Origin of the sequence: Paenibacillus ottowii (assembly GCF_006874425.1) — a bacterium.
Classification (GTDB): Bacteria; Bacillota; Bacilli; order Paenibacillales; family Paenibacillaceae; genus Paenibacillus; species Paenibacillus ottowii.
Genome location: NZ_VIJZ01000014.1, coordinates 13,626 through 33,807, shown reverse-complemented (window position 1 = coordinate 33,807; position 20,182 = coordinate 13,626). Strand labels below are relative to the sequence as shown.

Annotated in this window: 19 protein-coding genes; 1 reads left to right on the top strand and 18 read right to left on the bottom strand. The window is 48.0% G+C overall.

Annotated elements, in window-relative coordinates; all coding sequences use genetic code 11:
• Positions 1-265 precede the first annotated feature (265 nt).
• The 7 genes from yabN to pth all read right to left on the bottom strand — a co-directional run bounded on the left by yabN (position 266) and on the right by pth (position 10,078).
• Positions 266-1,765 carry a bifunctional methyltransferase/pyrophosphohydrolase YabN gene (yabN, locus tag FKV70_RS23515; RefSeq protein WP_142614731.1) on the bottom strand — a complete coding sequence of 500 codons (1,500 nt, stop codon included), beginning with the start codon at positions 1,763-1,765 and terminating at the stop codon, positions 266-268.
• Positions 1,766-1,927: 162 nt separating this feature from the next.
• Complete coding sequence (locus tag FKV70_RS23510) at positions 1,928-3,586, bottom strand: putative polysaccharide biosynthesis protein (RefSeq protein WP_142614730.1); 1,659 nt, start codon at positions 3,584-3,586, stop codon at positions 1,928-1,930.
• A 140-nt stretch (positions 3,587-3,726) separates the two neighbouring features.
• Positions 3,727-4,269 carry a stage V sporulation protein T gene (spoVT, locus tag FKV70_RS23505; RefSeq protein ID WP_063208355.1) on the bottom strand — a complete coding sequence of 181 codons (543 nt, stop codon included), beginning with the start codon at positions 4,267-4,269 and terminating at the stop codon, positions 3,727-3,729.
• A 167-nt stretch (positions 4,270-4,436) separates the two neighbouring features.
• On the bottom strand, positions 4,437-5,555 hold the full coding sequence (locus FKV70_RS23500; protein WP_063208353.1) for a peptidylprolyl isomerase: 1,119 nt from the start codon (positions 5,553-5,555) through the stop codon (positions 4,437-4,439).
• Complete coding sequence (gene mfd / locus FKV70_RS23495) at positions 5,539-9,066, bottom strand: transcription-repair coupling factor (RefSeq protein WP_064795718.1); 3,528 nt, start codon at positions 9,064-9,066, stop codon at positions 5,539-5,541. The genes FKV70_RS23500 and mfd overlap by 17 nt, the downstream gene beginning before the upstream one ends.
• A gap of 134 nt (positions 9,067-9,200) precedes the next feature.
• Positions 9,201-9,431 carry an anti-sigma-F factor Fin gene (gene fin, locus FKV70_RS23490; protein ID WP_063208349.1) on the bottom strand — a complete coding sequence of 77 codons (231 nt, stop codon included), beginning with the start codon at positions 9,429-9,431 and terminating at the stop codon, positions 9,201-9,203.
• Positions 9,432-9,517: 86 nt separating this feature from the next.
• Positions 9,518-10,078, bottom strand: coding sequence for an aminoacyl-tRNA hydrolase (gene pth / locus FKV70_RS23485; RefSeq protein WP_064795719.1), 561 nt, complete (start codon positions 10,076-10,078; stop codon positions 9,518-9,520).
• A 75-nt stretch (positions 10,079-10,153) separates the two neighbouring features.
• Here pth and FKV70_RS27035 point away from each other — a divergent pair, with 75 nt between their 5' ends.
• Positions 10,154-10,354 carry a hypothetical protein gene (locus FKV70_RS27035; RefSeq protein ID WP_063208345.1) on the top strand — a complete coding sequence of 67 codons (201 nt, stop codon included), beginning with the start codon at positions 10,154-10,156 and terminating at the stop codon, positions 10,352-10,354.
• Between the two features lie 69 nt (positions 10,355-10,423).
• Here FKV70_RS27035 and FKV70_RS23475 read toward each other — a convergent pair whose 3' ends face one another.
• The 11 genes from FKV70_RS23475 to FKV70_RS23425 form a co-directional block, all read right to left on the bottom strand.
• On the bottom strand, positions 10,424-11,377 hold the full coding sequence (locus tag FKV70_RS23475; RefSeq protein ID WP_010349537.1) for a ribose-phosphate diphosphokinase: 954 nt from the start codon (positions 11,375-11,377) through the stop codon (positions 10,424-10,426).
• Between the two features lie 59 nt (positions 11,378-11,436).
• Positions 11,437-12,834: a bifunctional UDP-N-acetylglucosamine diphosphorylase/glucosamine-1-phosphate N-acetyltransferase GlmU gene (glmU, locus tag FKV70_RS23470; RefSeq protein WP_142614729.1), complete on the bottom strand. Its 1,398-nt coding sequence runs from the start codon at positions 12,832-12,834 to the stop codon at positions 11,437-11,439.
• A gap of 345 nt (positions 12,835-13,179) precedes the next feature.
• Positions 13,180-13,467, bottom strand: coding sequence for a septation regulator SpoVG (gene spoVG, locus FKV70_RS23465; protein ID WP_007428016.1), 288 nt, complete (start codon positions 13,465-13,467; stop codon positions 13,180-13,182).
• A 163-nt stretch (positions 13,468-13,630) separates the two neighbouring features.
• Positions 13,631-14,470 (bottom strand): pur operon repressor, encoded by an 840-nt coding sequence (gene purR, locus FKV70_RS23460; RefSeq protein ID WP_063208341.1) that lies wholly within the window; start codon positions 14,468-14,470, stop codon positions 13,631-13,633.
• 181 nt (positions 14,471-14,651) lie between these two features.
• Positions 14,652-15,506, bottom strand: a complete 855-nt coding sequence (ispE, locus tag FKV70_RS23455) for a 4-(cytidine 5'-diphospho)-2-C-methyl-D-erythritol kinase (protein ID WP_063208339.1) — start codon at positions 15,504-15,506, stop codon at positions 14,652-14,654.
• Positions 15,507-15,650: 144 nt separating this feature from the next.
• Entirely contained in the window at positions 15,651-15,830 is a 180-nt protein-coding gene (locus FKV70_RS23450; protein ID WP_063208337.1) for a small, acid-soluble spore protein, alpha/beta type, read from the bottom strand.
• 158 nt (positions 15,831-15,988) lie between these two features.
• Positions 15,989-16,270, bottom strand: coding sequence for a biofilm formation stimulator Veg (gene veg, locus FKV70_RS23445; protein WP_063208335.1), 282 nt, complete (start codon positions 16,268-16,270; stop codon positions 15,989-15,991).
• Positions 16,271-16,469: 199 nt separating this feature from the next.
• Complete coding sequence (gene yabG, locus FKV70_RS23440; RefSeq protein ID WP_063208429.1) at positions 16,470-17,366, bottom strand: sporulation peptidase YabG; 897 nt, start codon at positions 17,364-17,366, stop codon at positions 16,470-16,472.
• A 55-nt stretch (positions 17,367-17,421) separates the two neighbouring features.
• Positions 17,422-18,306 carry a 16S rRNA (adenine(1518)-N(6)/adenine(1519)-N(6))-dimethyltransferase RsmA gene (gene rsmA / locus FKV70_RS23435; protein WP_063208333.1) on the bottom strand — a complete coding sequence of 295 codons (885 nt, stop codon included), beginning with the start codon at positions 18,304-18,306 and terminating at the stop codon, positions 17,422-17,424.
• Between the two features lie 7 nt (positions 18,307-18,313).
• On the bottom strand, positions 18,314-18,859 hold the full coding sequence (gene rnmV / locus FKV70_RS23430; protein WP_063208331.1) for a ribonuclease M5: 546 nt from the start codon (positions 18,857-18,859) through the stop codon (positions 18,314-18,316).
• Between the two features lie 146 nt (positions 18,860-19,005).
• Complete coding sequence (locus FKV70_RS23425) at positions 19,006-20,157, bottom strand: 3D domain-containing protein (RefSeq protein ID WP_142614728.1); 1,152 nt, start codon at positions 20,155-20,157, stop codon at positions 19,006-19,008.
• Positions 20,158-20,182 lie beyond the last annotated feature (25 nt).

The window sequence follows — 20,182 nt, the reverse complement described above, 5'->3', positions numbered from 1 at the left end:
GGTCCAACTGTGGCCGAAGCCTTCCTGAATACCACTGTAACAAGTTCAACTACAAGATACAGTTATTTTCAGAATTACTACAAGTTATTCTGGCTTGTCCTTAAAAATCCTGCAATATCAGGCGTTTTTTTATTCGACCCCCAGTTAAGCCAACATCCTACTACAAAACTCTGCCCATTGGCAAGTCTGCTCAAGTTGGGCGTGTTTTGAGCCCTACATATGTCCATTTTACTGGCCTATACAGCCAAAGATCAAATCTAAGGAATCAATCTCTGTCAAAACGCTTTTTCGCTTCTTGCCAGTAAGTCTCCATCTCGTCTACGCTACTGTCTTCAGGACGACGTCCCTGCTCGCGTAATTTCTGCTCAATATACTGGAAACGACTTACAAATTTGCGGTTAGTGGCTGACAGCGCCTCCTCCGGATCTACGTCCATGAACCGGGCTGCATTCACAGCAACAAACAACACATCGCCCAACTCAAGCAACTGAGCTTCCATGGAATGCCCTTCACGAACCGCTTCCTTCAGCTCAGCTACTTCCTCGTCCAGTTTATCAAATACGCCTTCAATGCTATCCCAGTTAAAGCCTACTTTAGCTGCTTTCTTCTGAAGCTTGTACGATTTCATAAGAGCAGGCAGATCACGTGGAACCCCATCCAGTACGGAAGGGTGGGCTGCCGTCGTACCTTTAAGCCGTTTTTCCTCTGCCTTCATCTGTTCCCAGTTTTGCAGCGCTTCTTCGGCATCGTTGGCTTGATTGTCACCAAATACATGTGGATGACGGAAAATAAGCTTATCGTTCAGTCCCTGGATCACATCATACACATTGAAGGTCCCGACTTCCTCTTCCATTTGAGCATGCAGCAAAATTTGCAACAACAGATCGCCAAGCTCTTCCTTCATATGCTCAGGATCATCCTCATCTATGGTTTCAATGACCTCATACGTTTCTTCGATCAGATTTTTGCGGATCGATTGATGTGTCTGTTCACGATCCCATGGACAGCCTTCCGGACTGCGCAAAATATCGACAATCTCGTGCAGACGGTCAAAAGAACGCCGTTTCAGCGCCTCATCTTCACTGCGAGGTATGTATACCAAGGATAGGTTGCCGTAGCCCTCTACTCGATCCAGCTCGTACAGCGGCACCTTGTGGACCGCCTCCTCACCTTCTACCCCAAGCGCGTGGCCGACATACACCTCATAATCGTCAGGATACCGTTCCATCAAGCATAGCTTCACATCGGAAGCCGTAAAAGTGTCATATACTTGTCCAATCAGCGTATGCAACTGAGGCTGGAGCCAGCTTGCATCCAGTGTACCTGCATCCAACAGTTGAAAGCCCTCAATCGGATCAAAACCAAGACGCACAAAAGCCTCATCCAGGAAACTTTCGCCGCCCAAGATGTTTAGTTCAATCCCTTGCGCAGGACAACGCTCCTTAAGCAACTGCACCGCTGCTTCCGCCACCATCGGGTGACCGGGAACTGCATAGACGATTTCGCTTCCGTCTGCCGCCTTAGCAGCCTTTTCCATCAATCGACTGGTAATTTCCTCGTACACCTCTGGAAAAGAATCCTTTGTCTCATACACCGCATCAAACGACTCAAAAGCCACTTCAAACTCATCTAGAACTCGAACCGCTGGATGTTCCCTGGTTCGCAGATAGAGCGCTGAAGCGCCCCTCATTTTGTTCAATATCCCTATTGTAAGCTGATCGGGATCTCCCGAGCCCAGACCTACGACCGTTAATGTTACGCTCATATCCAATCCTCCGTTCCGCAAAAGCAGGATTCAGGCTCCGAAAAAACACCCGGCGCTGTCCAGCTTCCGCTTCCTTTGCTTTGGCATTTACTATACCACAAAGTGGTATAGGCTCATAAAATGGCTTGTACTGCCTTCATGTGGCAAGCTGCACAACCCGGGCTAAGCCAGTACACGCAGTCTGCGCAGCGCGGCTGCTAGCGGGCGTCCGAGCTTAGGCACCGCCACAAGCTCGGCTTCCGTGATCAACCTCAAGCGTGCGAGGCCGATCACGAACACGACGGTGCCTGCTGCTACACCCAGCAGGCTCTCCGCCGCTGCCGTGGCACGACCCCCGGCAGCCCAGCCCATGGCACCCAGCACAGCGCTGGTGCCCCACATCGCCGCCCAGGCTGCTACAGCCAAGGCGACAAGCAATGCCGCCGGTTTGAGCACACTGGCCGACCAGCTCGCGCGCAGCCCCACCAAGCGGGCCAGCAGCACGATGTTGATCACAGCCGCCAGCAGATAGGCGACTGCCCCCGCAATGGCGGCTCCAGCCGTGCCTAGCTGCGGCACGAGCAGCCAGTTTAGCAGCGCCTTGGCCGCTGCGGCGACGAGCATCGCCAGAGCTGGCGCGCGAACCGCGCCAAGCCCTTGCAGCAGCGCAGCCGAGATGATGCTGAGCGTGCCGCCTACAGCGGTCAGCGCCATCCAGCGCATCACCGTGCTGCCAGTGTCGTCTGCATACAGCATCACATTGACGGGCACGGCCAGCACGATCAGACCTGTCGCGGCGGCTAGTCCCAGCAGCCAAAACCAGCGCAGCGATTGCTCGCACTGACGACGTGCCAACTCCGTACCTCCGGTCACCCGAGCCTCAGCCAGCGAGGGTATGAACAGTGCCGACAATGTGGTGGCCAACATCATGACCAGCTGTACTAGCGGAAGCCCTCGGTTATACACGCCGAAGGCCACCATAACCGCAGTATCGTCCAAACCCTCCTGCTTTAACAAGCGAGGGACGGTAAATGTATCTACCAGATTAATTAGCGGTACGGCTAGCGCTCCAAGGCACACAGGCAAGGCATAACGCAGCAGTGCCTTTAGCAAAGCACCGTTGCTTTCTGCTGGTTGAAGCTCATCAGTCTGTGCCTGCACTGTCGCCACGATCATTCCTTGCCGTTCAAGCCTCCTTCGGTGCCCTCGCCAATACAATAGCATGACAATCAAGCCCGCTGCTCCGCCTGCTGCTGAACCAAACACTGCTCCAGCGGCAATCATATCCGCCCCTGCTCCTTGTGACAGCATAAACAGCAGCAATACGATCATCACGCTTACCCTTATCGCCTGCTCCGTCACTTGGGAGACAGCCGTCGGGATCATATTTTGCAAGCCTTGAAAATAGCCCCTCAGTCCCGCCATCACCGGCACGAATAAAAAGGCAACTGCCGCCGCCCTCACCGATGGAATGACATGAGCGTTATCGATCCAATGACCGATTAGCGGTGCACACGTATACATTAGCAGCCCTAGGATTAATCCAAAAACGCCCAATACAAGCGAAGAAAGCCGGGCAACACGTTGCCCCGCTGTCCGGTTTCCTACGGCCTCATACTCAGCTACAAATTTGGATACGGCCGCCGGGAATCCAGCCGCTGCAATAGTAATGAACAGCGTATAAAAAGGATACACCGTATTATAAATGCCAAACACGCCGTCGCCACCAATATTTTGCAGCGGAATTTTTTGCAATGTGCCGATAAGCTTGCTCACTACCGCTGCCAGTGTCAAAATGACAGCGCCCCGTAGCAGCCGCGAAGCGGCGCGATTCTCTTGCATTCTCCGTCTCCACTCCCACCTGGAATAAGCATTTTTACGAGTCCTATTATACCGTCTCTTCTTCCGGAAAGAAAAAAAACCCTGTACAACGTTGAACGGCTTTGGCCATTCTTTACGTCATACAGGGGTGAAACGGAGTGTTACTGTTCCATTTGTTTGCCCAGGAAGCCAGCGGCTGTTTCAGCCATCTTGACCTCCATTTCGGACATCTTTACATTTTCATCCTTGTTCAACAATATAACAGCACCAATAGGATCACCACCCGAAACAATGGGAGCCGTCACAAAGGACGAGAGTGTTTCTTCGTGGTCTCGCGTTAGCTCATAAGAGCCACTGGCTGTCTCCAGCACAGTTTTACGATTATCCATGCTACTTTCGATAATGCTGCCGATCTGCTTGTCCAGAAACTCTTTTTTCGAGCCTCCAGCCACCGTAATAATGGTATCACGATCGGTAATCATCGTAATATGGCCTGTGCTTTCAAACAGGGACTCAGCATATTCTTTGGCGAAATCACCAAGTTCACCAATAGGAGAATACTTTTTCAAAATGACTTCTCCGTCACGATCCACAAAAATCTCAAGCGGATCTCCTTCACGAATTCTCAAGGTGCGGCGAATTTCCTTTGGAATAACTACCCGCCCAAGGTCATCAATACGGCGAACTATACCAGTAGCTTTCATTTCACATGTTGCCCCACTTTCTCAAGAAGAATTTAGTAAACTACTGACGGTATCGAAAGACGCTTCCACTCCCCCAGAAGCGGTCACGAAGAACGTCGCGGTCATGGTGTTTATGGTGATATCTGACCATAGTATTCATCTGTTCCCAATTCCTTATGCATGTTCAGTTATTTACCTTCGCTTGCAGCTCCATCTTTGGCTGTTCCAGCTTTAGTATCGCTCGTACCGCTTGTTGTTCCGCTCGGTGTAGTTGTACTGCCTGCACCGGACGTTGCACCACTGTTTTCTTTCGCAGCAGGTGCCTTCGGCAGATTGATTTTCAGGTCAAGTTTCGCCAAATCATTTTCGGAGAAGTTTTGAATACTTTCCCCAGCCAATTTATTTTTCAGGGCAGCCTTTTCGTTGTCCTTCAATTTATCAAATGTTGGCTCATTCCGGGACTCCACTTTGATGATGTGATATCCGTATTCTGTTTCCACAGGGTCACCAATTTTGTTAATCGGTTGAGTCTCGGCAGCCTGTTTAAAAGCGGGTACCCATTGTGCTACAGATGCATTCTCATACAGCCCTCCATTAGATGCGGAACCTGGGTCTTCCGAATACTTCTTGGCAATCGTTGCAAAATCTGCTCCAGCGTCCAGCTTCGCCTTTACTTCTTTGGCCAGCTTGAGAGTAGCCTCTTTTGTGCGCTGTTTCTTTGTTTTTGGATCTTCGAAATTAATCAATACATGACGCACAGTTGCTGTCGTGAATTGATCTTTATTTTTCTCAAATTCCTGTTTCAGCTGCTCATCCGTTACTTTATTGGTTTCGCTGTTAATTACCGTCATTACACGCGTGAAGTAATCTTTCACACCTTGTTCAGTCAGCTTTTGATCAGTCAGAAATTTCTTAAACTTGTCTTCACCGACCGATTTTTTATACTGCTCCAACTGTTCATTCCCTTGTTTGGCACCCTGTTCCTTGGCTTTGTCATCCGCCTTCGCTGCCAATAGCTTGTACACTACTTCCTGCTTTACAATTTGCTCCCGTACCTGATCAGAAGCTAAAGCAGCCTCATATTCCGGATACAAGAATTTCATCATGCTGATTTCTTGGTTGAACTCATTTTCGGTAATCGTTCCACCCTTATAGGTCACGACAACCTTGCTGTTGTCCTTCGGCTCGTCCTTGACCTTACTTTCATCCGCTTGCTTCGTACATGCTGCCAGCACCGATATAGCCAGCAACGCTGCCATGCCCAAGGAGAGCATTCTCCAAGGTTTTCTTTTATTTAGTTGTGGCATTTTGCAGTTCCTCCTTCAATGTGAATGCTTCTTTCAATGCACTCAAAAATTGCTCCAGCAGTTCTAGCAACTGTGGATCATCTAGACCTTTGCCCTTTATGCGTGCGCTCATAGATGTGCCCTGTTCAAATTGTACACGTCTTTCAAAGCGATTGCCAATCTCGGCAAGTTTGGCAGTCTGAACCGCCTGCTGGCGTCCTTCATGGAATTTCAGCACGATATTGTCATCCCGCTGTACAATGGACTCGATTCCATACATCCGTCCATATACTTTAAGACGAGCCACAGCAAGCAAATGACGAACCGCCTCTGGCAAATCGCCAAATCGATCAACCAATTCGTCCTCCAGTTCGGAAGCCTCGTCAAAGGTGCTGACCGCTGCAACCTTTTTATAAATCTCAATCTTCTGGATGCTGTCATAGATATAGTCTCCAGGCAGGTAAGCATCGACACCCAAATCAATCGATGTACTCCAATTCCGATTGGACTGGTCCTCTTCTCCAAGCACACTGACTTTACGCTTATTGATTTCCTCAGCCAGCATTTGCGAGTAAAGATCAAAACCGACGGATGCGATGAATCCATGCTGCTCGGCACCAAGTAAGTTCCCCGCCCCGCGGATGGACAAATCGCGCATCGCAATCTTGAACCCGGAGCCCAACTCCGTAAATTCTTTGATAGACTGAAGCCGCTTCTCCGCCACCTCTGTAAGCACCTTATCACGTTGGTACGTGAAATAAGCATAGGCAATCCGATTGGAACGACCTACACGCCCGCGCAGCTGATACAGCTGGGATAGCCCCATTTTATCGGCATCGTGCACGATGAGTGTATTCACATTGGGGATATCCACACCGGTTTCGATAATGCTTGTGCTTACCAGCACATCATATTCACCATCCAGGAAATCCAAAATGGTTTTCTCCAGTTCCGTTTCAGACATCTGTCCGTGACCTACACCCACCTTGGCGTCTGGGACAAGCGCATTGATCTCGGCGGCCATCTCCTGAATGCCCTGCACGCGATTATACAGATAGTAGACCTGCCCTCCGCGTGCCATCTCGCGTTCAATTGCCTCACGAACGAGAGTCTGGCTATGCTCAACGACATACGTTTGCACTGGAAAACGATTTTCCGGCGGCGTCTCAATGACTGACAAATCACGTACACCCAGCATGGACATATGCAGTGTACGCGGAATAGGTGTTGCCGTTAACGTTAATACGTCTACGTTCGTTTTCAATTTTTTTAGCTTTTCTTTGTGCGTTACGCCAAAACGCTGCTCCTCATCAACAATGAGCAGCCCCAGATCCTTAAACACCAGATCCTGTGAAAGTAGACGGTGAGTACCGATGACAATATCAACCGTACCTTGTCGAACTCCCTTGGTCGTCTCATTCTGTTCTTTGCGCGAGCGGAAACGGCTCAATACCTGAATATTGAACGGATACCCGGAAAAACGCTCACGGAATGTCTCATAGTGCTGTTGTGCCAAAATCGTCGTCGGTACCAGCACAGCCACTTGTTTGCCCTCAATAGCAGACTTAAAGGCAGCACGAATAGCCACCTCCGTCTTGCCGTAGCCTACGTCACCGCACAGCAAACGATCCATCGGACGACTCTGCTCCATATCCTTCTTAATTTCTTCAATGGCCCGAATCTGGTCACGTGTCTCATCGTACGGGAACATATCTTCAAATTCCTGCTGCTCCGGCGAATCCTTTTCAAAGGCAAACCCTGGTGCTGACTGTCTTTCCGCATATAGCTTGATCAAATCATCCGCAATGTCCTGAACAGAGCTGCGGACCTTGCTTTTAACACGCGTCCACTCATTGCCACCCAGTTTATAAATCTTGGGTTCCTTATCCTCTGAGCCCACATACTTCTGAATCAGATCAATTTGTTCAATCGGTACAGACAGCTTATCTCCGCCCGCATAGAGGACATGCATGTAATCCTTATGGATACCGCCAACCTCCAGCGTGCCGATTCCCATGTACTTCCCGATCCCGTGATTTTGGTGTACGACATAGTCGCCTACCTTCAGCTCGCTGTAGCTCTTAATCCGCTCTGCATTGTCTACATGTCGGCCCTGCTTACGTGCTTTCCGCTGTTTCTGGGAGAACATCTCACCCTCAGTGATCACTGCCAGATGAATAGACGGCATCTCAAAACCACTTTGCAGATTACCGATCGCCATGGTTGGCTCATCAATACCGTAGTCTTGAAGCACTCGCCGCATCCGATCCAGACGTTCGTCTCCACTCGCCAGCATCATAACCTGTGTGCCTGCCTTGCGCCAGCGATCCATCTCTGCCTTGAGTACATTCATTTGACCGTGAAAATCCTGCATGCCCCGGCAGATGAAATTCAAAATGTTTTGCGGCTGGGTATGCGGAACCTGGCGAAGGAAGATCGACAGGAACAGCGTTTGAAATCTCCGGTTATACAACAGATTATCCGAGTCATCCGATAGCTCCAGTTGTGGTAGAGTTTTACCGTTTTGAAGCAAATGCAGATTCCACTCAGACTCATCCCGTTCTAGTTGTCTGGCTGTTTCCAGCATCCGCGCTGGTTCATCAATGATCAGAATCGTATCTTCCGGCATATAATCTGCCAAGGTTTTACGTTCAGGATACAGCAGAGAGATATATTTATAGATTTCGTCAAAATACACATGTTCCCGCAGCAGCTCAATTTCGCGATGAATTTCCTCTTTTAAATGCTGCTTAGCTTGACGATCTGTCATTTTGTCCAGTTGTTCCCCCAACAATATGGCGGCGGCATCTGCAGCTTGGTCCATACGCTGGTGATTTGCAATGATTTCCTTACACGGCGTTACAGTAACTTCCTGTACCTTTTCAATGGAACGCTGGTCTTGCGGATCAAACATACGGATGGAGTCAATTTCATCGTCAAACAACTCTACACGATAGCCCCAACGGGTCGTCATTGGATAAAAATCAACAATTCCCCCGCGTACACTCATCTCCCCACGAGATTCCACACGCTCTACACGCTGATATCCCATCTCAACCATATGCAGCAAAAACGCTTCCAGCTGAATCGTTTCTCCCTCTTTTAGATCAATACGAGCCTCACGCCATGTCTCCGGGATTGGTAATAGACGCCGTACTCCAGAAAACGGCACGACAACAATCCCACGAAAACCCTGGGCGCATCGGATCAATACATCAATTCGTTGGGATAATGTCTCTGGACTGGATATGGCTGCTTCAGCAGCTACCAACTCGTTAGCAGGGTACAATAACACCTGATCAGGGGAAAGCGCTTCCTGCAAATCATCTGCTATTTTTTGAGCGGCAAACATATTGTGTGTCATGACCATTAACGGTCGTCCGGTATCTGCAGCAAGTGCGGCCATCAGTACCTGTCTTGAAGAGCCTGACAAACCTGATATCAGCTGTTCCTTCATGCCTGAGGATATACCTGCCGCAATGGATGCATAATCAGCATCCTTCGTAAAAGCCTGAATAAGTGCTTGTAACAAAAAAGGCACCCCTTTATGCTTATAAATAGTAACATGTAAACCGAAAAAGAAGCCTCAGCAATACTGCCAAGGCTCCATAAGCGGAATTACCGCTTCACCTCTCAAGCTGGTACATCAGACCAGTTGAATACCTGTTATTGGAGCGGGTTTACGAGCAGACTCAGCTCTGGATTATTTTCCAGTGCCTGACTGCAGTGCTCGCAAATGACCTTAACGGTCGCTTCACCACCCGAATTATACGCTATTATATCTCTACGTTCAGCAGGGGTCAAGGAATGGAAGCCCAACCTTTCTTCGGTTATTGCTGCGGAGTCAATTCGCCCCAAGAAAGTTCGACAATGTCTGCATACATAATTAACAACCATGTAATGTATATGCCTCCTGAAAGTTTTCTATACCTTTCAGTATGTCCAACAATCTTCCATTTAAGCCCGTCCACCTGCGTCAGAGCTTACTTGTTGAATTCAGCCATCGTCCGCTCAAACGGATGATTCAGACTGTATTCTAAAGCGTTGCACGTATCTTCTATCATTCCGGTCAACAGTTCCTTTTCCTTCTTAGGAAAGGTGCCTAGGACATAATCGACAATAGCATATCCAGGCTCTGGGCGAGAAATGCCCATACGAATCCGATTAAAGGACTGCGTCCCTGTATGCTGAATGATCGATTTAATGCCATTATGACCGCCTGCGCTACCTTGATAACGCAGTCTTATTTTACCGACCTCTGTATCCAGATCATCGTATACGACGATCAGATCTTCCATATCGGCCTTATAGTAGTCCATATAAGCACGCAGGGACTCGCCTGAGAGATTCATATATGTCATAGGCTTAATCAATACCGTTTTTACGCCACCAATGTGACCTTCACCAATCAAAGCCTTACATTTACTTTGGGTAATCTGGATATTATGACGCGAGGCCAGAGCATCTAAGGCCATAAATCCGACATTATGTCTCGTTTTCTCGTATTGGGGACCAGGGTTGCCCAATCCTACAATCCACTTCATTAACCTTGACACCCTCTTTCGAAGTCTTGATTTTTTGGTAAAATAGTTGTATTGAACAGGAAGGTGCGTGCCGATATGCTCAATCAAGGTGATATCCTCTTATATGACAGCCATTTTCTATATCATTTAAAACATTCCGTTCCTGTCCAAATTTATGACGGGAATGAACATGTCCAAATTGGCATCATTGCACGTTTTAATGAGCATTTCGTCGAAATAGAGGACACACTATACAATCGTCAACGCTTTACATTCATATCTCGCCCAGGCTTTTAGCCTGACATGCTGATAGGGGTTACCTTTTCCATATGGAAAAAGCAACCCCTTTTTTAAATGAGCCAGCGCTTATTCGATTTCAAACAGTTTGCTGATCGACAATTCTTCATGCACACGGATGATGGCTTCTCCCATTAATGGAGCCACAGACAGTACCTTCAGCTTGCTTGTCGGATTTGGGTGAACGATCGGGATTGTATCCGTCACAACCACCTCTTTTAATGGCGAATTCTCCAGTCTTTCCATCGCAGGACCAGACAGCACGGCATGTGTACAACATGCATACACATCTTTTACGCCGCCTTCTTTAAGTGCATTTGCACCCAATACAATCGTTCCGGCTGTATCAATGATATCATCAATTAAAATAGCCGTTTTCCCCTCAATGTTCCCGATGATATTCATCACTTCACTGACATTTGGCTCTGGACGACGCTTATCAATAATAGCGAGCGGCGCACTCAGGAAGTCTGCCAGCTTGCGCGCACGAACCACCCCGCCATGATCGGGTGAAACGACAATCGGGTTCTCAATTTGCTTGGAACGGAAATATTGGGCCAGAATTGGCGCTCCCAGCATATGATCGACTGGAATATCGAAGAATCCCTGAATCTGCATCGCATGCAAATCCATACTGATTACGCGGTGAGCCCCCGCCTTTTCAATCAGGTTAGCAACAAGCTTCGCTGTGATCGGATCACGTGAACGAGCCTTACGATCCTGGCGAGCATAACCGTAATATGGCATAACAACATTGATACTTTTGGCAGAAGCGCGTTTAAGTGCATCAATCATAACCAATAATTCCATCAAGTTGTCATTAACTGGCAGACAAGTGGACTGTACGACATACACATGGCAGCCGCGAACACTTTCCGACAGCTTAACCTGAATTTCACCGTCACTAAACGATGTGGTATGGGATTCCCCCATTGGGATTCCGATGTAGTCCGCAATCTGGTGGGCTAACTTCGGATTGGAGTTACAAGTAAATATTTTGAGTTTGGAATCGCAATAAGTCATTAATAGAAACCCTCCGTGCTGGTTCATTCATTACAGATTCAACAGCTTGCTGATTAAGGTCATTCCGATCTTTTTTTCTTCGCTTTGGCACGCGCGCGGATCTTGTCCGCATATCCGGCTTTGTTCTCTTGACGTGGTCTGGCAATGGCCAGGTCGTTATCAGGGACGGCATGTGTTACAGTGGAGCCTGCGACAACATAAGCACCTTTTCCAATCTTAATCGGGGCGATCAGATTCACATTGCTGCCAATAAAGGCATCGTCTTCAATTTCTGTAATGGATTTATTATATCCATCATAATTGACCGTTATTGCCCCGCAGCCGATATTTACGTTTGTACCCACCTTGGCATCACCGACATAGCTCAGATGAGACACTTTGGAATGATCTCCAATGGTCGCATTTTTTACCTCTACAAAATCACCAATCTTCACATGTTCGCCAAGCTTCGCACCTGGACGCAGGTAAGCAAACGGCCCTACAGATGTACTGCTACCCACTTCCGCTTCGTTCAACACCGAATGTTTCACTGTTGCTCCTGAGTGGATAATCGTATTCTGAATCTCTGCTTGCGGACCAATCACACAATCTTCACCGATTTGTGTGTGACCATGCAGCCATGTGTTCGGGTACAATACTGTATCGGAACCAATGACAACATCACTCCCGATGTAGGTTGAAGACGGATCAATGACAGTGACACCATTCAGCATATGTTTGCGAACGATGCGCTCGCGCATATAACCTTCAGCAACCGACAAAGCAACTCTGTCGTTTACACCGATAGATTCCGACACGTCATCTGTCAAATACGCCTCAACTTGCTCACCTTCGCCATGCAAAATACCAATGACATCTGTCAGGTAGTATTCCTGCTGCGCATTGGCATTCGTCACCTTGTCCAGTGCTGCAAATAACTTGGCATTGTCAAAGCAATAGGTGCCTGTGTTAATCTCACGGACAGCATCTTCCTCAGGTGAACAATCCTTCTGTTCCACAATCTTAAGCACAGCCCCAGAAGTATCACGAATAACTCGTCCATATCCTTTGGGGTCGTCCAACTCAGCGGTCAGAATCGTCGCAGCCGCTCCGCGGCTTTCGTGCAGTTGCACCAAACCTTCCAGCGTTTCTGCTGTGATCAACGGGGTGTCCCCGCAAATGACAATTGTGGTGCCCTGTTCCTGACCCAGCAGATCCTTGGCTTGCTTGACAGCATGGCCCGTTCCCAGTTGCTCTGCCTGAAGCGCATATTCTGCCGACGGTCCCAGATAAGACTGTACCGCCTCTGCACCGTGACCCACGACGACTACACTTCGGGATACACCGATTTCACGAACCGTGTCGAGCACATGTCCGACCATCGGTTTTCCGCACACCGGATGCAGAACTTTATATAATTTGGATTTCATACGTTTTCCCTGCCCTGCGGCAAGAATGACTGCCAACCTTTCCAACAAGTCCAACCTCCTATCCTGAAAATAACAGTTACCCCTTGGCTAAAACGTTAATTCCCAGATCAGATTTTGCTTAACTTTTCACAATCCTCCTGAAAAATAACGGCGAACCTTTGGTTAATGGCTATTTTTTCAGGCCAGCTTGTGCTGGACGTTCATCCCCGGGACGCATCGCTGCCCAGTCCCTGTCTTATGAAAAAGCCGCTTCAGCAGCCCGGATGGCTCCAAGTTGCCTTAAAACTGACTGTTAACTCACTAAAGAATATATCTCATTCCAGGCAAAAAGAAAAGAGAGCCACAGTTAGTGGCTCTCTTTTTCTTTTGTACCCCAATCCTGATTTAGGCGAATTAAGCGCCTTCTTCAATAGCAACTTCCTCATCCACAGCTGCACGTTCGTACTCAGTCAATACAGCGGCTTGAATCTTTTCACGAGTTCCAGAGGATATCGGGTGAGCGATATCGCGAAACTCTCCGTCAGGGGTCCGTTTGCTTGGCATAGCTACGAACATCCCGTTATTACCGTCGATAACTCGGATGTCATGAACAACAAACTCGTTATCAATTGTAATGGATGCAATCGCCTTCATTCTGCCTTCTGAGTTCACTCGGCGGAGTCTAACATCCGTAATCTGCATGTGTGTTTCACCACCTTTTTCCAAATAGGACTTGGTGTATACATTCCACACAGCATTTCGAATTCCTTCTTTTTTCGGACAATTGGTATCCTAAATTCAGGTAATTTTTTTGAAAAGATTTCTTTTCGACATATTTAGGTATTTTATGATGAATTGTGACAATTTACTGCTCTGTTAACTCATCAAAATAATTCCCTAGCTTGACTGTAATTTGCTTGCTTCGAGAATCGACTGCGGTCAGGTTTGCCAGTGAAATATAATCGTGCAGCAGGCGCTCTTCGTTCTCCACCTCACCCGACTCTACCAGTACACCGACACCCGCTACCTCAGCATCAAACTCAGCTAACAAATCGACCATTCCTTGTATCGTGCCGCCGGCCTTCATAAAGTCATCTACAATGAGCACACGTGATTTCTCACGCATCGCACGTCTGGATAAAGACATGGTATGCAGGCTCTTTTGTGATCCAGAAACATAATTAATACTTACAGCTGAGCCTTCTGTCACCTGATGGTCACGACGTACAAGCACGACTGGCAAATTGAGCTGTGCTCCGGTTGCATATGCAAGCGGAATGCCCTTGGTCTCCACGGTCATAACTACATCAATCTGACGATCGGCAAAAGCAGTCGCAAATATTTTACCCGCTTCGTTCATCATCGCTGGTTGGCCCAGCAAATCGGACAGATACAAGTAACCTCCTGGCAATATGCGATCAGGCTGCTCCAGTTGCGCGCACAAGTCATTCGCAAACGCGAGCGCATGCTGCTTGGAGAGCCTTGGAATCAGCTTGACGCCCCCTGCTGCTCCCGCCAGTGTCAGAAGCTCGCCAGTACCCTCATCCTCAAATACTTCTTTGATAATAGCTAGATCCTCACTTATAGACGACTTAGCTGCCCCATATCGATCTGCAAAATGAGTAAGAGGCACCAATGTATGCGGCCGTGACAATAAAAACTGCGTCATTTCCACCAACCGTGAGCTTCTTTTAAGTTTTTTCACAACAATTCCTCGCGATCTATTTTCCTGCCGCCCGCTTCGTACAATAAAGCACCGGCGGACTGGCCGGTTGCTGGCGGAATGTAAGTGATATAGTAAAATCCGAATATTTAATAGTAAATATATCATCTTCGTACGTATTTGTACAACAATTGCCACTATAATATGAAAAAAATAATTAAAATCAGGTCAAAAGTCGTACTGCGTATACATCTTTGCAAAAACCTCTTAGTCCGTTATAGATGCGTGGCACTTTGGCTTCCTTAGACACCAGTCCGAATACTGTAGGTCCACTGCCTGACATCAGCACGCCATCCGCACCCAAACGGATCATGGAGTTTTTAAGATGCTCCACTTCCGGATACAGCTTTAATGTCACATCCTCCAGTACATTCCCCAGAGCGTTGCATACATCGGTAAAAGAAGCGTTACGAATCGCCTGCTCCATCTGCCGGGCAGACGGGTGGTGTGTAATCTGATCCGCTTTGACACGACCATACACTTCAGCAGTCGATACATTGATCGGCGGCTTGGCAAGGATCACCCAGCATTGTGGTGGATTTGGCAGCGGCTGGAGCAGCTCTCCGCGTCCGCTCGCTAAAGCCGTACCTCCTGTAATACAGAAAGGTACATCTGAACCCAGTTCAGCACCCAGCACCCGTAATTCCGCATCCGAGATACCAAGTTTCCACAGCTTGTTCAATCCACGCAATGCTGCGGCAGCATCACTGCTTCCGCCTGCTAACCCTGCCGCCACCGGAATATGCTTATCCAGATGAATATGGACGCCTGTAGACACGTTATAACGTTCTTTGATCAGACGCGCAGCCTGAAAAGCCAAGTTCTTTTCATCCAACGGTATGTACCCAGCTTGACTTGAAATAATAATCGTATCACGCGGTAACTCGGACATCGTCAATCGGTCCGATAGATCGACCATCGTCATGATCATCTCAACCTCGTGATAACCATCGTCTCGCTTACGTAGAACATCAAGCATTAAATTAATTTTCGCCGGTGCTTTTTCATATATTTTCAAGGCGTTCACCCACCTTCAACTTTTCCCTCAAGACAGCTTAACATATTATATCAGACTCAGCCTGTCAAGTCATGAGGTTCAAAAAAGCGGAGATGCCCTGGTTTGACCCCGGATATCCCCGCTTTTTATCAGCACCACCGATGGCTACGATTTGCGAGAAGCCGCCTGCTCTGCGAGTTGAATGGCCCGCTTGACCATATTACCTGCATCCTTGGCTTTGATGCCTCCCCAGCCCTCTTCCTTGACCGTGTCGTAAAACCCAAGATCCTTGGCCAGTTCGTACTTTAGCTCTTCCGACATGATACTCCGTCTTCTTCGGCTCATGCTACGCCTCCTTCGGCAATGGAATAAGGAAGATCATTCCCGCCTTAGTATGTGCAGAGATGTCATGCTTCATGCTGCTTTGTATATACAAAACGACCCCGCCATTAAGAATGACGAGGTCGCCGTTAAACCTGCAAAGCTGGTATAAATCACGTAAATTAAGGTGCTTCAAAGTATTCGACTACGCTTGTATGCGAGTCGGGATCATATACACTAACTTCTACCGACTCGGTAAGAATGTCAGCATAACTATAGGAGACACGTTTAAACGTCTGTTGCTCCTGATCCAGCTTGACAATAAAAACAGAAGGGTACGTTTCTTCCAAGACACCAGTTCGTTCGACGGTCTTACGGCGCCCGCCGTTAGCCCGCAGCAAAATTTTTTGCCCTACATGTGCGTCGAGACTGCGTTTGATTTCCAACAGCGTATTTTTAGCCATTGCCTAACGACCACCTCTTTCCTTGTCCATTATAACGAATTTTAGAGAGATTGTCAAATCAAGCTAAATATTATAACAACACGAAAAATAAGTTGTCAATTTAATTTTTTGCGAACAGGGATAATATACATAAAAAATGACAAAAAGCCTCTAAAAAGAGGCTTTCGTTCAGATAAATCCACACAGGCACATTTGAATCTCAGATTGCTGAAGGCGTTACTTTTAGCGTTGATAAATTTTCAAGCTTTGGCAAACCGATGCGGTAGCTTCCCCTTGTTTCGATTCCACCCACTCCGCGGCTGCCACTGATAGTCTGGTGAAACAAGTCTCCCATATTGACCGTTTCACGGATCGATGTAAAAGCGGCCTTGGCAGCCACGTAAACGGGGTCTAGAGCGTGAATCAGGATACGCCCCGGTGAGCTGGCAAAGTTGGCTCCTGCACGTAGCAGCGCTTCAAAATGGGACTGGCACGCCCCTGCTACAATTGTCAGTGAATCCAGATGACGTTCATATTGTCTGGCTACCTGAATCGCTGCCACAAAATTTTGCGAATTTTTATAGCTTTTCAAGCTATACAAATCGTAAGGCTGTGGTTGCTTCAACACACCATCATGTCCGGTGATGACTACAATATCAGGACGAATGCGGGGAAGCAGTCGGTATAACGTATCCGCCATTGCCGATTCGTGAACGTGATGTCCCTCTGCGGGAACACGGAGCTGTTCATATAAGCTGAGACATTTTCTTAAATAGCCGGGATCTCCATCCAGATGAAGAACCTTACCCGGCATTTCAAAATACGTTGACTCCACTGGATCACTCCACTCTCCAATCAGAGCCGCCTGACTACGGGCAGCTTGCTGCTGGCGTGCCCGTTGCAAAAGATTAAGAGACTCCCCAGCCTTGATGTGGGCCTGTTGAGTCTTACCGCTAATCTGGTCTGCGGGCACTCTGACCAGATCGTTCACCGGGGAATCAGCCAGTAGCCGAAATTCCGTCCCCTTAATGATCGCTTTATCCCGCTGGATGTCTTCAACGCGAAACGTGACATCACCGCCGTACGATTTCCGAACGACCAAGTCTCCTAAACTCATCACACTGTATCACCCCTCCTATATCGTATGGGTGAATGCACAGTTTGGTTCCAGTTTAGGATATTCCGGCTTCCAACAGCACGGCGCTGAGACGCGCAAATTCCTCGATACTCAGCGTTTCGCCTCGTCGGGAAGGTTCAATACCAGCTTGTTGCAAAAGCGGCTCCAGCGTGTCTCTGTTCTCTTTGGTGAAGAAGCGGCTTTTTAAATTATTGGAAATCGTTTTACGACGCTGGGCAAACGCGGCATGAACCACTTCAAAGAAATGCTTCTCGTCGACCACTTCTACCGGAGGAACTTCTCGTACACGTAACCGAATAACTGCCGATTCAACGTTCGGCTGAGGAATAAATACGGTATTCGGCACCGTGCAGACTAACTCAGGCTCGCTGTAATATTGCACGGCTATGCTCAAGCTTCCGTAATCCTTTGTACCAGGAGACGCAGCCATACGCTCAGCTACCTCCTTTTGAATCATAACGACGATATTCTCCAGAGGAAGCTTGTCCTCTAGCAACCGCATCAGAATCGGTGTGGTGACGTAATACGGAAGATTAGCCACGACACTCACTTTACTCACGTCTGCAAAATCGGCTGCAAACACCTCACGCAGATCCAGCTTCAACACGTCTCCGTGACGAACCTTTACATGCTCGTAAGGGGCTAGCACCTCTTCAAGAATGGGCAGCAGTCGCTGATCAATCTCGACAGCAGTAACCACCTTAGCAGATTGCGCCAATTTCTCGGTCAAAGCTCCAATCCCTGGACCGATTTCAAGGGCGCCTTTTGTATCATCCAATCCGGCAGCATTTACAATCTTGCTCAGAATATTTTGATCAATCAGGAAGTTTTGTCCCAAGCTTTTTTTGAACGAAAAACCGTGCCTTTGAATAATTTCCTTCGTACGCCGCGGTGTTGCTATATCTTGAATCCCTGTCATACGGATATCACAATCCTTCACTTTCAATTTGTGCCAGCGCACTGGCAAATTCCTCACGGCTGATCTGAAACACAGAGAGCCGTTTATGTAGCTGCTTTCCGTTACAATAGCCAATACCCAGTATATTCCCCAAGGCCATTCGGCGTGCAGCAGCATTTGGGTGAGTGATAAGTCCAGCGTCAATCAAGTCTGCCCATTCAATCAGTGGTTCGGCATCCTCTACTGTCGTATGTACCCGCGCGAGGGCATGTCTGATGGCTTCTGGCGAGGCATTCTCCACGCCAATATCCCCTTTGCGTGTCGCCTCTGCCTCAGGTATAAAAGCCTGCTTGCAGCCCGGGACCTTGGAGGCAATGATTTTACGGATACGCTCCCCTGCATGATCAGGGTCAGTTAAAATAATGACCCCCCGCCGTTCCTGCGCCAATGCAATTTTGCGCAGCGTCATTTTATTAATAGCTGAACCGCCAGTTTCTATCGTATCTGCCTCGACAGCACGGCGAATGGCTACCGTGTCATCCCGGCCTTCTACCACGATCACTTCCTTGATCATCTTCATTTACCTCCACTGCTACACAGCAACATATATTTATCTTTCCCTGCTTTTGAAAACAAAATAAGAAGAGGATATCCTCTTCTTAGCATGGCATAACTATGTTGTTAATACTATCGCATTGCCCTCAACATACACAACCTGTTTTAGTTGATTTCTGGCTTTACAGGTCCGATCACATATACGGTTTTACCGTGCTTGCGACCAAATTGGTTAGCCCGGCTCAAACTCTCATAATACACATCGATTTTGTGGCCTTTAATGGCGCCACCGGTATCCTCCGCACGGCGGAAGCCCACCCCTTCAATATACACCCACCAGCCGATTGGAATTACACTCGGATCGACAGCGATGGTACGTCCTTCCGTGACACGCGTGCCGGAGGCCGTACGTGTACCGATACCTGACTCCTGTGAGGAGTACGCCGTCATGGAGACGTTCTGTAAAACCTTGCTATATTTAAAATTAATACCTGATTTACGGACAGCATTGCCCGAACTAACCGTTGTCGCCTTAACCGCATCTCTAGGGCCAACGGAAGCAGCCAGAACGACCGGTTTTTTCTTCGTTCCTACTGCGATTACCTTATCCACGCGATTCTGTGTGACTTCCTTGTTGATCAGCTGTTTGGATACCAGCTTTCCATCATGGTATACCTTTTGAACATGCTGAACTACCACACCCGATTTGCCACTTTGAATGACTCGATTATCGCCTTTATAGAGACTTGGATCGGCCGTTTTGATGACCTGATAAGGCACCTGTTTTTTCTGTGCAACCTGCTGTTTCTTCACACGGACGATTTTTATGTCCATGTTAGCCGAAACAGAGGCATCCAATGCAGGGTAAACTTTATCGATTGATGATAATTTATAGCCCGATGTGCGAATCGCACCCTCTACTGTATTTTCTGTTGTGTACAGCTTTTTCGTCTCATTGCCTGAGGACACTTTAACCTGATTGGCACGTTTAATAACTACGCGGTCCCCATCCTGTACTGCTCCGTTAAGCGGCATGGATATTGTATCATGCGGCTGAAGTGAAATAGAATGCTCATTGAGCAAATCTTGGAGCTTGGATTCCCGGGTTTCTACCGCAGATGCCTTACCATCGATGACAAAAAAGACTTGTTTTTTAGATTGCGTGTACATCAGAATTGAAATCATAATCGTTAGTGCGATTAGAAAAATAGCAACCAAAACCGCCTGGCGCACATTCTCTTGCTTCCAACGCAATACGTAAGACATGCTGGATGAGCGTGACTCATGGGTGGTCTCCCCTTTTCGGAAAATGCCCATTTCCTCCGTCCTCCTTACATAGCCC

What these genes read in the sequence shown, in the direction of transcription:
- pth (WP_064795719.1), bottom strand. Translation starts at nt 10,078, where the DNA reads ATGAAGTGGATTGTAGGATTGGGCAACCCTGGTCCCCAATACGAGAAA.
- FKV70_RS23425 (WP_142614728.1), bottom strand. Translation starts at nt 20,157, where the DNA reads ATGGGCATTTTCCGAAAAGGGGAGACCACCCATGAGTCACGCTCATCC.
- spoVG (WP_007428016.1), bottom strand. Translation starts at nt 13,467, where the DNA reads ATGCAGATTACGGATGTTAGACTCCGCCGAGTGAACTCAGAAGGCAGA.
- FKV70_RS27035 (WP_063208345.1), top strand. Translation starts at nt 10,154, where the DNA reads ATGCTCAATCAAGGTGATATCCTCTTATATGACAGCCATTTTCTATAT.
- spoVT (WP_063208355.1), bottom strand. Translation starts at nt 4,269, where the DNA reads ATGAAAGCTACTGGTATAGTTCGCCGTATTGATGACCTTGGGCGGGTA.
- rnmV (WP_063208331.1), bottom strand. Translation starts at nt 18,859, where the DNA reads ATGATCAAGGAAGTGATCGTGGTAGAAGGCCGGGATGACACGGTAGCC.
- FKV70_RS23450 (WP_063208337.1), bottom strand. Translation starts at nt 15,830, where the DNA reads ATGAGCCGAAGAAGACGGAGTATCATGTCGGAAGAGCTAAAGTACGAA.
- FKV70_RS23475 (WP_010349537.1), bottom strand. Translation starts at nt 11,377, where the DNA reads ATGACTTATTGCGATTCCAAACTCAAAATATTTACTTGTAACTCCAAT.
- FKV70_RS23500 (WP_063208353.1), bottom strand. Translation starts at nt 5,555, where the DNA reads ATGCCACAACTAAATAAAAGAAAACCTTGGAGAATGCTCTCCTTGGGC.
- FKV70_RS23510 (WP_142614730.1), bottom strand. Translation starts at nt 3,586, where the DNA reads ATGCAAGAGAATCGCGCCGCTTCGCGGCTGCTACGGGGCGCTGTCATT.
- veg (WP_063208335.1), bottom strand. Translation starts at nt 16,270, where the DNA reads ATGGCTAAAAATACGCTGTTGGAAATCAAACGCAGTCTCGACGCACAT.
- yabG (WP_063208429.1), bottom strand. Translation starts at nt 17,366, where the DNA reads ATGAGTTTAGGAGACTTGGTCGTTCGGAAATCGTACGGCGGTGATGTC.
- rsmA (WP_063208333.1), bottom strand. Translation starts at nt 18,306, where the DNA reads ATGACAGGGATTCAAGATATAGCAACACCGCGGCGTACGAAGGAAATT.
- yabN (WP_142614731.1), bottom strand. Translation starts at nt 1,765, where the DNA reads ATGAGCGTAACATTAACGGTCGTAGGTCTGGGCTCGGGAGATCCCGAT.
- fin (WP_063208349.1), bottom strand. Translation starts at nt 9,431, where the DNA reads ATGGTTGTTAATTATGTATGCAGACATTGTCGAACTTTCTTGGGGCGA.